The organism is Streptomyces sp. NRRL S-378 (assembly GCF_000720645.1).
GTDB lineage: Bacteria > Actinomycetota > Actinomycetes > Streptomycetales > Streptomycetaceae > Streptomyces.
Genome location: NZ_JOBX01000050.1, coordinates 32,047 through 44,565, shown reverse-complemented (window position 1 = coordinate 44,565; position 12,519 = coordinate 32,047). Strand labels below are relative to the sequence as shown.

General features: G+C 73.6%; 12 protein-coding genes, 1 other RNA gene and 1 pseudogene. 9 read left to right on the top strand and 5 right to left on the bottom strand.

All coding sequences use genetic code 11. The annotated features are described in order from the left end of the window. Positions 1-25: 25 nt before the first annotated feature. Together IH80_RS0128585 and IH80_RS0128580 are read left to right on the top strand one after the other, a co-directional pair. On the top strand, positions 26-1,102 hold the full coding sequence (locus tag IH80_RS0128585) for a Zn-dependent alcohol dehydrogenase (RefSeq protein WP_030964338.1): 1,077 nt from the start codon (positions 26-28) through the stop codon (positions 1,100-1,102). A 90-nt stretch (positions 1,103-1,192) separates the two neighbouring features. Continuing rightward, positions 1,193-2,134: a 3-oxoacyl-ACP reductase gene (locus tag IH80_RS0128580; RefSeq protein WP_030964337.1), complete on the top strand. Its 942-nt coding sequence runs from the start codon at positions 1,193-1,195 to the stop codon at positions 2,132-2,134. 4 nt (positions 2,135-2,138) lie between these two features. On the opposite strand, the gene IH80_RS0128575 is transcribed toward IH80_RS0128580, so the two are convergent. Then, positions 2,139-3,224, bottom strand: a complete 1,086-nt coding sequence (locus tag IH80_RS0128575; protein WP_030964336.1) for a hypothetical protein — start codon at positions 3,222-3,224, stop codon at positions 2,139-2,141. A 224-nt stretch (positions 3,225-3,448) separates the two neighbouring features. Here IH80_RS0128575 and IH80_RS0128570 point away from each other — a divergent pair, with 224 nt between their 5' ends. From IH80_RS0128570 to IH80_RS0128560, 3 genes are read left to right on the top strand one after another with little or no spacing between them, the layout of a single operon-like run. After that, positions 3,449-4,306, top strand: coding sequence for a Nif3-like dinuclear metal center hexameric protein (locus IH80_RS0128570; RefSeq protein WP_030964334.1), 858 nt, complete (start codon positions 3,449-3,451; stop codon positions 4,304-4,306). Next, positions 4,303-5,046 (top strand): zinc ribbon domain-containing protein, encoded by a 744-nt coding sequence (locus tag IH80_RS0128565; RefSeq protein ID WP_199819320.1) that lies wholly within the window; start codon positions 4,303-4,305, stop codon positions 5,044-5,046. The genes IH80_RS0128570 and IH80_RS0128565 overlap by 4 nt, the downstream gene beginning before the upstream one ends. Next, positions 5,046-6,392: a bifunctional RNase H/acid phosphatase gene (locus IH80_RS0128560; RefSeq protein WP_030964332.1), complete on the top strand. Its 1,347-nt coding sequence runs from the start codon at positions 5,046-5,048 to the stop codon at positions 6,390-6,392. Before IH80_RS0128565 ends, IH80_RS0128560 begins: the two co-directional genes overlap by 1 nt. Positions 6,393-6,466: 74 nt before the next feature. Here the strand turns inward: IH80_RS0128560 and IH80_RS0128555 are convergent, their stop codons facing one another. Further along, positions 6,467-6,814 (bottom strand): hypothetical protein, encoded by a 348-nt coding sequence (locus tag IH80_RS0128555; RefSeq protein ID WP_030964331.1) that lies wholly within the window; start codon positions 6,812-6,814, stop codon positions 6,467-6,469. Between the two features lie 168 nt (positions 6,815-6,982). Beyond that, positions 6,983-7,385: RNase P RNA component class A (gene rnpB / locus IH80_RS41070), an RNA gene on the bottom strand. A gap of 77 nt (positions 7,386-7,462) precedes the next feature. Between rnpB and IH80_RS0128550 the strand changes: the two genes are divergently transcribed. The 3 genes from IH80_RS0128550 to yaaA all read left to right on the top strand — a co-directional run bounded on the left by IH80_RS0128550 (position 7,463) and on the right by yaaA (position 9,919). Then, entirely contained in the window at positions 7,463-8,197 is a 735-nt protein-coding gene (locus IH80_RS0128550) for a MerR family transcriptional regulator (protein ID WP_030964330.1), read from the top strand. Continuing rightward, complete coding sequence (locus IH80_RS0128545) at positions 8,194-9,024, top strand: hypothetical protein (protein WP_030964329.1); 831 nt, start codon at positions 8,194-8,196, stop codon at positions 9,022-9,024. The genes IH80_RS0128550 and IH80_RS0128545 overlap by 4 nt, the downstream gene beginning before the upstream one ends. Positions 9,025-9,115: 91 nt before the next feature. Next, positions 9,116-9,919: a peroxide stress protein YaaA gene (gene yaaA / locus IH80_RS0128540; protein ID WP_030964327.1), complete on the top strand. Its 804-nt coding sequence runs from the start codon at positions 9,116-9,118 to the stop codon at positions 9,917-9,919. A gap of 91 nt (positions 9,920-10,010) precedes the next feature. On the opposite strand, the gene IH80_RS0128535 is transcribed toward yaaA, so the two are convergent. Continuing rightward, a complete protein-coding gene (locus tag IH80_RS0128535) occupies positions 10,011-10,760 on the bottom strand; it encodes a bifunctional DNA primase/polymerase (protein ID WP_030964326.1) in 750 nt (249 codons plus the stop codon). Between the two features lie 170 nt (positions 10,761-10,930). Further along, positions 10,931-11,542 (bottom strand): TetR/AcrR family transcriptional regulator, encoded by a 612-nt coding sequence (locus IH80_RS0128530; RefSeq protein ID WP_030964325.1) that lies wholly within the window; start codon positions 11,540-11,542, stop codon positions 10,931-10,933. 105 nt (positions 11,543-11,647) lie between these two features. Between IH80_RS0128530 and ddaH the strand changes: the two are divergent. Then, positions 11,648-12,502: pseudogene (gene ddaH, locus IH80_RS0128525) on the top strand (dimethylargininase); the annotation flags it as partial. Between the last annotated feature and the right edge of the window lie 17 nt (positions 12,503-12,519).

The following is a 12,519-nucleotide window of genomic DNA, read 5'->3' as shown; positions in this document are numbered from 1 at the left end:
CCACACCACCGACAGGAGCCGCACCGTGCGCGCAGCACTGCAGAGCGAGATCGGCCAGGACAAGCTGGAAGTCGTCGACGACATGGAAGCCGTGGGCTTCGGCCCCGGCAAGGTCAGGATCCGCGTCAGGGCGACCGGCCTGTGCCACTCGGACCTGTCCGCGATGAGCGGTGTCCTGCCGCAGCCCGCGCCCTTCATCCCGGGCCACGAGGGCTCCGGCGTGATCACCGACGTCGGCGACGGGGTCACGACCCACCGGATCGGCGACCGGGTGCTCGTCTGCTGGCTGCCGCCGTGCGGCCACTGTCCGTCCTGCAAGCGCGGTCAGGGCCACCTGTGCCTGGAGGCCTTCGGGAACGTCGCCACCCCCAACTTCACGCGGGCGTCGAGCGCCATCTTCGGCTTCGCCGGCACCGGCACCTTCTCCGAGGAGATGGTCGTCCCCGCCGCCTGCGCCGTCCCGATCCCCGACGACGTACCGTTCGACATCGCCGCACTGATCGGCTGCGGCGTCACCACCGGCCTCGGCGCGGCCATCAACACCGCCGAGGTGGAGGCCGGTTCCTCGGTGGCCGTCATCGGCTGCGGCGGCGTCGGCATGTCCGTCATCCAGGGCGCCAAGGTGCGGGGCGCGGCCCAGATCGTCGCCGTCGACCCGGTCGAGTCCCGCCGCGAGGCGGCCCTGAGGTTCGGGGCCACCGAGGCGGTATCCCCGGAGGAGTTCGCCGACGCCAAGAACCGGATCACCGCCGGCGAGGGCTTCGACTACGTCTTCGAGGTCGTCGGCAAGTCCGCGACCGTGCAGAAGGCGTACGAGATGACGCGGCGCGGCGGCTCGGTCGTCGTGGTCGGCGCGGGCGCCCTCGACGACAACTTCCAGATCAACATGTTCTCGCTGTTCTTCGACGAGAAGAAGATCCTCCCGTCGATGTACGGCGGAGGCGACGTGCTCCGCTCCTACGAGCGCACCATCGCCCTGTGGCGGGCCGGCCGGATCGACCTGGCGAACCTGATCACCCACCGGGTGAGCCTGGCGGAGGTCAACGACGCCCTCGACCAGATGCGCACGGGCGTCGCCCTGCGCACCTGCATCGAACTCTGACCCGGCCACCGGTCCGTTCCACCGGTCTGTTCCACCGACCCGTTCCGCAGGTCCGTTCCGCAGATCCGATCTCCGAGGGGAACCGTACGGATGTCACTGCCACTTGAGGGACTCTCCGCCATCGTCACGGGCGCGGGCCGCGGGCTCGGCCGGGCCGAGGCGATCGAGCTCGCGCGGCTGGGCGCGAGCGTGGTCGTCAACGACTTCGGCCAGCCCGGCCGGGACGGCTCCGGAGAGGCCTCGGCCGCCCCGGCGCAGGAGGTCGCCGAGGAGATCCGGGCCGCGGGCGGGCAGGCCGTCGCCCACCTCGGCGACGTGGCCGACTTCGAGCAGGCGCGCGAGCTGATCGGGCTGGCGGTGTCCACGTACGGGAAGCTCGACGTCCTGGTCAACAACGCGGGCATCCTGCGCGACCGGATGATCTTCTCGATGTCGGAGGAGGAATGGGACTCGGTGATCCGGGTCCACCTCAAGGGGCACTTCAACACCACCCACTTCGCGTCCGCGCACTGGCGCGAACGGTCCAAGGCGGCGGGCGGCCCGGTCTACGGCCGGATCGTCAACACCTCCTCCGAGGCCTTCCTCGGCGGCTCGGCCGGCCAGCCGAACTACGCCGCGGCCAAGGGCGGCATCGTGGGCCTGACGACCTCGACCGCCCTGGCCCTGGCCAAGTACGGGGTGACGGCCAACGCCATCTGCCCGCGCGCCCGCACCCGTATGACGGAGGACGTCTTCGCCGGCTTCGAGGTCCCCGAGGACGGCAGGCTGGACGCCCTCGCCCCCGAGCACGTCGCCCCGCTCGTCGGCTACCTGGCCTCACCCGCCTCCGCCCAGGCCAACGGACAGCTCTTCGTCGTACACGGGGGCATCGTGGTCGTCATGGAACGCCCCAGGGTGGCCGCCAAGTTCGACACGGGCAAGGAGTCCTTCTCCTACGAGGAACTCGACGGGGTCCTCACCCCCTACTACGACTCCCGCCCGGCGAACGAGACCTTCGCCGCGCCGGAGGTCCTCGGCCTCAAGCACGGCTGACCCGCTACTGCCGCCCGGCCAGCGGAGCCTGCTGGAGGGGGACCGGGCGCGGCGAGGACGGGGGAGGGGGCGGCGCGTGCAGGTGCACCGGCGGGGGAGGGGGAGCAGGAAGGTTCATCCCGACGATCCCGCAGGGCACCTCCGCCGTCGTGCACGGCAGGTGCAGCCGGCCCTGCGGGCTCCACATGCCCGCACCGCCGAGCCACCCCACCGGGGCGGCCAGCCGGAAGACGTGCCGGTCGGCGGGGCGCCACAGGCCGATGTCCCCCTCGGGCAACCACAGGGCCACCCCGCAGGTCTCCGGCATCAGCGCCTGGCCCGGCTGGACCGCGAAGGGCAGGGCGTCCCCCAGCCGCAGGCACTCCGGGAAGCGGACCGGACGTGAACTGCCCAGCACCCCCCAGCCCAGGCGAGGCTCGCCGGGGGCGTCGGAGCGGATCAGCAGCAGCCCGCTGTCCGGCTCGGCCAGCAGCAGCCGGTCGTCGCTGTCCTCGGTGATCTGCAGCAGCGGGGAGACCTCGCCGCCGCGCCCCAGGTCCACGGCGACGGCCTTGACGGTGCCGTCCAGTTCGCGGTCCAGGGCCAGCAGCCGGCCCGTCCGGTCCAGCCACACGCCGCCGGAACAGCGCCCCGGGATCCGCGCCACCCGCTGCGGCCCGAACGCGCACCCGGCCACCTGCCACAGCGTGGTCACGGTGTCCGACGCGGCCACGGCGAAGGCCCCGGACCCGTCCGGCGCCGGCGGGAGCAGGAAGACCCGTACGCCCTCTTCGGCGTCCACCCCGCCCAGCTGGAGCTCCCCGGTGCGCGGCCCGGCCGCGGCACCCGTCGGGTAGAGCAGGGCGAAAGCGTGGCGGTCCGCGACCCGCCGGTGGATCAGCACGCGCCCGTCGGCCAGCGGGAGGAGCTCGCTGTCCGCCTCCTCGGGCTGTGCGAGGGGCAGCGGCACCGCGTACGGCTCGGGACCGGCGAGGGTCCAGCGTTCCGCGTAGCGCGCCTCGCCGTCCCCGGCGAGCCGGGCGGCGTACGACCCGTCCGCGGAGATCGTGAACGGGGCCGTGGTCGTCATCTCGATGGCACAGACAGTCATCCGGGCCGTCACCTCCGGTGAGGAAGCTAGTTTTCGGGATTCCTGCCGAACAACACGACCAAGGCGGCTTCACACGTAAGGGTGTCCGGGCGGCGATTCGTCTGTGATGGGCGGTGCGATTGTGCTGTGCGGCATCGAAAGGCAGGCGTGACGGGCGGGAGTCCGGCCGCTTCGCAGGGACCGGTGCTGACCGGGCCGGCCGCCACGGACGGTAGCCTTGGCCCGTGCCCCGTCTCTCTGAAGTCATCGCCGCGCTGGACGCTCTCTGGCCCCCCTCGCGGGCCGAGCAGTGGGACGCGGTCGGAACCGTATGCGGCGACCCCGACGCCGAGGTCACCCGGGTCCTCTTCGCGGTGGATCCCGTCCAGGAGATCGCCGACGAAGCCGTGGACCTGGGCGCCGACCTGATCGTCACCCACCACCCCCTCTACCTGCGGGGGACCACCACGGTCGAGGCCGGCACCTTCAAGGGCCGCGTCGTGCACACGCTGATCAAGAACGACATCGCGCTGCACGTCGCCCACACCAACGCCGACACCGCCGACCCCGGCGTCTCCGACGCCCTCGCCGGCGCCCTGGACCTGCGGATCACCGGTCCGCTGGTGCCGGACCCGACCGACCCGGAGGGCCGCCGCGGCCTCGGCCGGATCTGCGAACTGGACCGTCCCGAGACCCTGCGCGAGTTCGCCGCGCGCTGCGCGGCCTGGCTGCCGCCGACCGCCCAGGGCATCCGGGTCGCCGGCGACCCCGACGCGATGATCCGGCGCGTCGCCGTCAGCGGCGGCTCCGGCGACAGCCTCTTCGCCGAGGTCCGCGCCGCCGGCGTGGACGCCTTCGTCACCGCCGACCTGCGCCACCACCCGGTGTCCGAGGCCCGCGAGCAGAGCCCGCTGGCCCTCGTCGACGCCGCCCACTGGGCCACCGAATGGCCCTGGTGCGAGCAGGCCGCCGCGCAGCTCGACGCGATCTCCGAGCGCCACGGCTGGGGTCTGCGCACCCACGTCTCGCGCACGGTCACCGACCCGTGGACGGTGCACGCGCCGTCCGTCCCCTCCCCTTCTATCTCTGGAGCCCCCAACTGAACGCCGAGCCCGCCGACCAGATCCGACTTCTCGATGTCCAGGCGCTGGACGTCCGGCTGTCTCAGCTCGCCCACAAGCGCAAGTCGCTGCCCGAGCACGCCGAGCTCGACACGCTCACCAAGGACCTGACGCAGCAGCGCGACCTGCTGGTCGCCGCCCAGACGCAGGCGAGCGACACGGCCCGCGAGCAGACCAAGGCGGAGCAGGACGTCGACCAGGTGCGCCAGCGCGCGGTCCGCGACCAGCAGCGGCTGGACTCCGGCGTGGGCATCTCGGCCCGGGACCTGGCGAACCTGCAGAGCGAGGTCGTCTCCCTCGCCAAGCGCCAGGGCGACCTGGAGGACGTGGTCCTGGAGGTCATGGAACGCCTGGAGGCCGCGCAGGAGCGGGTCTCCGAGCTCACCGAGCGGGTCTCCGCCCTGGAGGCCAAGGTCGCCGACGCCACCACCCGGCGTGACGCGGCCACCGCCGAGATCGACGCCGAGGTCGCCAAGGTCACCAAGGACCGCGAGGTGATCGTCACCTCGATGCCGGGCGACCTGATGGCCCTGTACGAGAAGATCCGCGTCAAGCAGGGCGGGGTCGGCGCCGCGCGCCTCTACCAGCGCCGCTGCGAGGGCTGCCGGCTGGAGCTCGACATGGCCGAGGTCAACGAGATCAAGGCCGCCCCCCGCGACCAGGTCGTCCGTCACGAGAACTGCGGCCGCATCCTCGTCCGTACGGCCGACTCGGGCATCTGATGCCGCGTTTCGTCGTGGAGGCGGACGGCGGGTCCCGGGGCAACCCGGGGCCGGCCGGCTACGGCGCCGTCGTCCTCGACCCGGCCTCGGGCGAGACGCTGGCCGAGCGCGCCGAGTACATCGGCGTCGCGACGAACAACGTGGCCGAGTACAAGGGCCTGATCGCCGGGCTCACGGCGGCCCGTGACCTCGCGTCCGACGCGGAGGTCCTGGTCCGGATGGACTCCAAGCTCGTCGTCGAGCAGATGTCGGGCCGCTGGAAGATCAAGCACCCGGACATGAAGCCGCTCGCCGCCGAGGCCGCGCGGATCCTGCCGCGCGCGCAGGTGACGTACGAGTGGATCCCGCGCGAGCGGAACAAGCACGCCGACCGGCTCGCCAACGAGGCGATGGACGCGGGCAGGCGCGGCGAGCAGTGGGAGCCGTCGGCCTCCTCGGCCGTCTTCACGACCCCGTCGGCCCCGTCGGGTCCGCCCGGCGACGCCGCCGCGGGTGCCGCGGCGGCCCGGGCGGCCCTGGCCGCCGCCCGCGGCGGTGCGGACGCCGCAGCGGCCCGCGGCATCGCCGGAGCCGACACGCTGTTCGGCGCGCCGACCGACGGGTCGGCGTCCGCGGACGCGGGAGCCGGCACCCTCCTCGTGGTGCCCGGAGCGGCCGATCAGGGCGGGACCGCCGCCACCGCCGTCGCCCCCGCGGGCGGGCAGGGCTGGGGGCCCGACATGGGGGCCCCGGCCACCTTCGTACTGCTGCGCCACGGCGAGACCGCGCTCACCCCGCAGAAGCGGTTCTCCGGGAGCGGGGGGAGCGATCCCGAGCTGTCCCCGGCCGGCCGCCGCCAGGCGGCGGCCGTCGCCGAGGCGCTCGCCGCCCGGGGCACCGTCCAGACGGTCATCAGCTCGCCGCTGCTGCGCTGCCGCGAGACCGCCCGGGCCGTCGCCGACCGGCTCGGCCTCGACGTGACCGTCGAACAGGGCCTGCGCGAGGTGGACTTCGGCGCCTGGGAGGGCCTGACCTTCGCCGAGGTGCAGGAACGCTTCCCGGACGACCTCCAGGCCTGGCTGGACTCCCCGAAGGCCGCTCCCACAGGCGGCGGGGAGAGCTTCGCGGCCGCCACCCGCCGGATCTCGGCCACCCGCGACCGTCTGCTGGCCGCGCACGCGGGCCGTACGGTCCTGCTGGTCACCCACGTGACCCCGGTCAAGATCCTGGTCCGACTCGCCCTCGGGGCCCCGCCGGAGTCCCTCTTCCGGATGGAGCTGTCCGCGGCCTCCCTGTCGGCGGTGGCCTACTACGCCGACGGCAACGCCTCGGTCCGCCTCCTGAACGACACCTCCCACCTGCGGTAGGCCCCGCCGACGGTCCGTCCCCGCCGACGCCGTCCCATCGGCGGGACGGACCCTCGGAGGGGACGGACCGTCCTTCAGGGTGTGGGCTCGCAGTGACCGAGGGCGTCCAGAGCCCGGCCGAGGGCGCGGACCATGTTCCGCGCGTCGGCCTGGGCGGACTGGACGGCTCCGCGCACCTGGCGCGGATTCGGCTGGGGCCGTGCGCCTTCCGGTGCGGCCCAGTCGGCGTCGTCACGCCGTCCGACGTGTACCTCCAGGTGGTGCAGCGCGTCTTCGAGGTGGCGGGCGAGTTCGCGCAGGTTCGCGGTCACGGCGGTGATCTCGGTGGGGTTCGCGTAGGCGTTGCGGGGGTCGGTGGTCGCTTGGGCGAGGTCGCGGATGTGCGCGGCGGCCGAGGCCGCGCGGGCGGGGTGGTCGCTCATGAGCCCGAGGGTGCCGCATCTTCCCTGCCACCGACAGGCGTCGGCGCGGACTTCTCCCGTGGCCGGACCCGGGCCCGGGTGGGGCCTGCGGAACGGGAACGCGCCGGGCCGGAGGGGCCCGGGCCGGGCAGAGAGAACCGCTTGCCTCCCGAGCGGGAGTGGAAGCGGCAGACGAGCCGGCCTGTACGCCGGGTTCTGTCGCCCGGTGACCTCGCGGTCGCCGGGGAGACGGCCATCCATCTAGGACCGGCGTTGCCGCCGGCCTCGTGCGGTCTACCCGCGAACTCGGGCGGGCAGCCCTCAAGCGTTCGCGCAGACCCGTCCGGGGACGGATCCTCTTGACCTTGCTCCAGGTGGGGTTTACCTAGCCGCCTGGGTCACCCCAGGCGCTGGTGGTCTCTTACACCACCGTTTCACCCTTACCGAGGGCCGAAGCCCCCGGCGGTCTGTTTTCTGTGGCACTGTCCCGCGGGTCACCCCGGGTGGGCGTTACCCACCACCCTGCCCTGTGGAGCCCGGACGTTCCTCGGCGGGATCCGAGGGATCCCGACGCGGCCGCCCGGCCGACTCGTCTGCCGTGGCGACCATGTTACCGGCTGGGCCGTCGCCGCTTGACCTTGCCGCAACGGCAGGGTTTCTACTGGGGGCATGCGGATCGGAGAGATCGCCGCGGTCGTCGGGGTCACCACCCGGGCGATCCGGCACTACCACCACGTCGGGCTGCTCCCGGAGCCCGAGCGGCGCCCCAACGGGTACCGGGCCTACAGCGTCCGCGACGCCGTCCTGCTGGCCCGCGTACGCCGGCTCACCGAGCTCGGGCTCAGCCTCGACGAGGTGCGCGACGTCCTCGCCGACGACGCCGGGCGGGACCTGGCGGACGTACTGGAGGAGCTCGACGCCGACCTCGCCCGGCAGGAGGCCGAGATCAAGGAACGGCGGCGACGGCTCGCGGTGCTCCTCGCAGCCGGGCCGGGGGAGGGCGAGCCCCTCTCGCCCGCCCTCGCCGAGCTGCTGGCGAGGGCGCCGCGGACGGCCTCCCCGACCGCCGCCAAGGACCGCGAACACCTCACGCTCCTCGACGTGCCGGGCGCGGGCGGCCAGGAGATCTACGCCGCCCTCGGGACGGTGGCCGCCGACCCCACGGTGCTCGCCCTGTACGAGCGGCTGGACGAACTCGCCGACGCCCCCGTGGACGATCCGCGGATCCCGGGCCTGGCGGCGGAGCTGGTGGCGGTCGTCCCCGACGAGGTGTTCGCCGCGATCCCGCGTGACGGGACGGTCGTGAGCGGGTTCAAGGAGGCGCTGCTCGCCGAGTACGCGCCCGCCCAGGCGGAGGTCGTCCGCCGGGTCATGGAGGCCTTCATCGAGCGGGGGCGGGGATGACGCGCGCCGTACGGGCGGCACGGACGGCCGTCGCCGCGGTCCTGCCGGCGGAGCTGGCGCTCGTGGTGTGCGCGGTCGCAGGGGTGCGGCTGCCCGCGCCGGCGTGGGCAGCCGCCGAGGCCCTGGTGGTGGGGGTGCTCCTGCTGGAGGCGTGGGTGCTGCGCGGGCTGTACTCCGCCGCCCGGGCGGCCGGGGAAGGACCCGGGGCGGCCCTGCGGACGGCGGCCCGGGCCGTGGTCCCGGTGCAGGTCCGGCGGCTGCTGCGGCACGAGCTGCAGGCCGGCGCCTCGCTCGGCCGGTGGGTCCTGCGCAGGAAGCACGGGGTGCGCCCCGGCGACCTCGCGGCCGCGTACACCGGACCGCAGACGGCCATGATGTACGGCATGGTCTTCGTGTCGGTGATCGAGACCGTCGCCCTGGCCGTCCTCATCCCCTGGCCGGCGGTCCACCGGGTGGTGCTCGTACTGGACGTGTACGGGGTCGTGCTGCTGCTCGCCCTGCACGCGGCCTGCGTCACCCGGCCGCACGTGGTCGGCGCCGACGGATCGCTGCGGATCCGCTACGGAGCCCTCTTCGACCTGGCCGTCCCGCCGGACGCGGTGGCCTCGGTACGGGTGGAGCGCCGTTATCCCGAGGGACGGCTGGTCACGTTCTCCGAGGAGGGGGTGCTCGACCTCATCGTCGGCAGCCAGACCACGGTGACCCTGGAGTTGAACCGCCCGCTCGGCTTCACCCGCCCCCTCGGTGCCTGCGCGACGGCCCGCACGATCCGCTTCCACGCGGACGACCCCCGCACCCTGGTCGCAGCCCTGCGTCAGCCGGCGTAGGGGGTGCGGCGGGGCCGGGTGGTACGGGCGGGCGTCTACCCTGGCCGGGGGGCCGCATCCCCTGTGACGTGTCGTCCGAAGGAGAACCACCGTGCTCGTGCTGCTGCCGCCCTCCGAGGGAAAGGCCGCCGGCGGCTCCGGCGCACCGCTGGAGCCGCAGGAGCTGTCGCTGCCCGGCCTGGCGCAGGCCCGTGCGGCGGTGCTGGAGGAGCTGGTCGACCTGTGCACGGGCGACGAGCTGAAGGCACGCGAGGTGCTCGGCCTGAGCGAGGGCCTGCGCGGCGAGGTCGCGAAGAACGCGGAACTGCGTTCGGCGGCGGCCCGTCCGGCGGGGGAGATCTACACCGGCGTGCTCTACGACGCGCTGGGCCTGGCCGACCTGCCCGAGGTGGCACGCAGGACCGCCGAGGACGCGCTCCTCGTCTTCTCGGGGCTCTGGGGCGCGGTGCGCGTCACCGACCGCATCCCCTCGTACCGTTGCTCGATGGGCGTCAAGCTCCCGGGGCTCGGCGCGCTCGGCGCGTACTGGCGCGGCCCGATGGCCGAGGTGCTGCCCGCGGCCGCCGGGGACGGGCTCGTACTGGACCTTCGTTCGGCGGCGTACGCGACCGCGTGGAAGCCGAAGGGGGAGGTCGCGGGCCGGACCGCGACCGTGCGGGTGCTGCACTCGCAGGTGGTCGACGGTGTGGAGAAGCGGTCCGTGGTGAGCCACTTCAACAAGGCGACGAAGGGCCGGCTCGTCCGGGACCTGCTGGTGGCCGGGGCCGTGCCCGGTTCGCCGGCGGAGCTGGTGACGGCCCTGCGGGACCTCGGTTACGTCGTCGAGGCGGAAGCCCCCGCGAAGGCGGGCCGGGCCTGGTCCCTCGACGTGGTCGTGACGCAGATCCACCACTGACGCACCGTCACCGGCGCACGTCACCGGAGCGCGCCAGCGGTACACCTCACCGACGGGCCGCGGCCGGGGGCGCCGCCCCCGGCACGCCGTCTCAACGGCCGAGCGGCCAGGCCACGGTCGCCGGGGTGCGGTCGGCGTCGTCCGCGTACGCGGCGCAGGCGTCCGTCAGGGTCTCCAGCAGGGTGAGCGGGTCCGGGAGGGGGTGCTCCATGCCGCGGATCCAGGTCACCGCCTGGTCACCGGGGAGGGCCGCCGGCGGGACCAGGACGTAGCTGCCGCGGCAGTGCCAGCGCAGGCCCGGGTGTTCGTCCATGGTCTCGGGGTGGCAGTCCAGCGCGCACGGCCACCACTCGTCCTCGTCCTCGGGGGTGCCGCGGGTGGCGGTGAAGAAGAGCATCCGGGCCTGGTCGCCGGTGCCGCCCGATTCGGCGACGGGGCCGACCTTGATGCCGGCCTCCAGGAGCCGCGCGAGGGCGGCGGCGCCGGCTTCCAGCGGGACGTCGAGCACGTCGTGGACCATGCCGGTCGCGGTGATGAAGTTGGCCTGGGGCTGATTGCGTGCCCACCGCTCGACCTGCGCGCGGTCGGTGGTCGACTGGGTCTGCCAGGCGAAGGAGACGGGATGTCGTGCGGGGGTCGGACAGCCGATGCGGTCGCACGAACATCGATAGCCGGCGGGATGGGCGGCGGGGGCGAGCGGCAGACCGGCGGAGGCGACGGCCAGGAGGAGCGCCTCGCGCTCTCGTGCGGGGTCCTCGGCGGTGGGTTTCTGCCGCCGGCGCAGCCACTGGGAAATCCTGCTCTGCTCGCCGCGTTTGACGCGGCCGGACTCAGACCCCATCTATCCCCTCACCTCACCGTTGCCCCGGCAGACCTTCACATGGTCCCACCATCCTGCGCCCCGGGTGACCGCTCCGGATGACCGGGGGGCCGGAGATGGGTGAGCGCCAACCCCTACATACCCACAGAATCGGGGCGAACATGCCCGGGTGAACGCAGGTTGTCCGGCGGCTAGCGTGCGGTGACGTTTGCCACCCCGCCGAGCACCCGGTCCACCAGCGCGTCGGTGAAGGCGTGCGTCAGGGGCGCGGTGCGCAGCAGCCAGCGGTACGTCAGAGGCCCGAGCAGCATCTCGACGGTCAGCCGCAGGTCCGTGTCGGGCGCCAGCTGCCCGGCCTCGCGGGCGGTGCGCAACCGGGCCTCGTACAGGGCGAGCTGCGGCTCCAGCAGCTGCTCGGTGAACTTGGCGCCGAGCTCGGGGTCGGTGGCGCCGGCCGCGGTCAGGGCCCGCGCGGGGGCCTCGTACTTCTCGTCGTTGAACTCGTCGACCGTCGCCCGCAGCACGTGCTTCAGGTCGGCGGCGAGGTCGCCGGTGTCGGGGAAGCCGGTCCACTCGGCGTCCGTCTCGGCGTCCCCGGCCAGGGCGAGGGAGGCTTCGAGGAGGACGGCGGCCTTCGAGGGCCACCAGCGGTAGATGGTCTGCTTGCCGACGCCGGCGCGGGCCGCGATGGCCTCGATGGTCAGCTTGTTGTAGCCGACCTCGCCGACCAGGGCGAGCGCGGCGTCGAGGATGGCGCGCCGGGAGCGGTCGCTGCGGCGCGTGGCGTCAGGGGTCTTCGTCATGCTCCGAAAATACCAAAGCGAGACGTCTCGTCTTCTCTTCTTCCATCGTTTCGGTAAACCACCCCATCGGTCCACTGCGTCCGCCACGTCCAGGAGAGACGATTCACTCCAGCACTCGTCCCGAGTCGTGAAAGTCGTGAGGAGCCTTCTTTGCGCAGAGACGCCACACCCCGGCGCTACCTGATGTGCCCACCCGCACACTTCAAGGTCACGTACTCCATCAATCCGTGGATGGATCCCACGAAACCGGTGGACCTGCCCCTCGCCCAGGCGCAGTGGGAAGACCTCAGGGACCGGTACCTGTCCCTGGGCCACACCGTCGAGACGCTCCTACCCGACCCCGGACTGCCCGACATGGTGTTCGCGGCGAACGGGGCCCTCGTGGTCGACGGCCGGGTCCTCGGGGCCCGTTTCGCCCACCCCGAACGCGCCGCCGAGGCCGAACGGCACCTCGCATGGTTCCGCAGCCACGGCTACCGGGAGATCCACGAGCCCTCCCACGTCAACGAGGGCGAGGGCGACTTCGCCGTCACGGCGAGTTTCATCCTCGCCGGCCGCGGCTTCCGCTCCAGCCCGCTCTCGCACGACGAGGCCCAGGAGTTCTTCGGCCGCCCCGTCATCGGGCTCGACCTGGTGGACCCGCGCTACTACCACCTGGACACCGCGCTCAGCGTCCTGGACGGCGACGAGGTCATGTACTACCCCGACGCCTTCTCGCCCGGCAGCCGGGGCGTGCTCAGGCGGCTCTTCCCCGACGCGCTGATCGCCGACGGCCGGGACGCGGCCGCCCTCGGCCTGAACGCGGTGTCCGACGGCCGGCACGTGCTGCTGCCGCAGGCGGCCACCGGCCTGTTCGGCCCGCTGCGCGACCGCGGGTTCGAACCGGTCCCGATGGACCTCGGGGAGCTGCTCAAGGGCGGCGGCAGCGTGAAGTGCTGCACCCAGGAGCTGCGCCCGTAGGGCCGGCGGGAGCCGTC

What these genes read in the sequence shown, in the direction of transcription:
- IH80_RS0128580 (WP_030964337.1), top strand. Translation starts at nt 1,193, where the DNA reads ATGTCACTGCCACTTGAGGGACTCTCCGCCATCGTCACGGGCGCGGGC.
- IH80_RS0128575 (WP_030964336.1), bottom strand. Translation starts at nt 3,224, where the DNA reads ATGACTGTCTGTGCCATCGAGATGACGACCACGGCCCCGTTCACGATC.
- IH80_RS0128560 (WP_030964332.1), top strand. Translation starts at nt 5,046, where the DNA reads ATGCCGCGTTTCGTCGTGGAGGCGGACGGCGGGTCCCGGGGCAACCCG.
- IH80_RS0128555 (WP_030964331.1), bottom strand. Translation starts at nt 6,814, where the DNA reads ATGAGCGACCACCCCGCCCGCGCGGCCTCGGCCGCCGCGCACATCCGC.
- IH80_RS0128550 (WP_030964330.1), top strand. Translation starts at nt 7,463, where the DNA reads ATGCGGATCGGAGAGATCGCCGCGGTCGTCGGGGTCACCACCCGGGCG.
- IH80_RS0128545 (WP_030964329.1), top strand. Translation starts at nt 8,194, where the DNA reads ATGACGCGCGCCGTACGGGCGGCACGGACGGCCGTCGCCGCGGTCCTG.
- IH80_RS0128535 (WP_030964326.1), bottom strand. Translation starts at nt 10,760, where the DNA reads ATGGGGTCTGAGTCCGGCCGCGTCAAACGCGGCGAGCAGAGCAGGATT.
- IH80_RS0128530 (WP_030964325.1), bottom strand. Translation starts at nt 11,542, where the DNA reads ATGACGAAGACCCCTGACGCCACGCGCCGCAGCGACCGCTCCCGGCGC.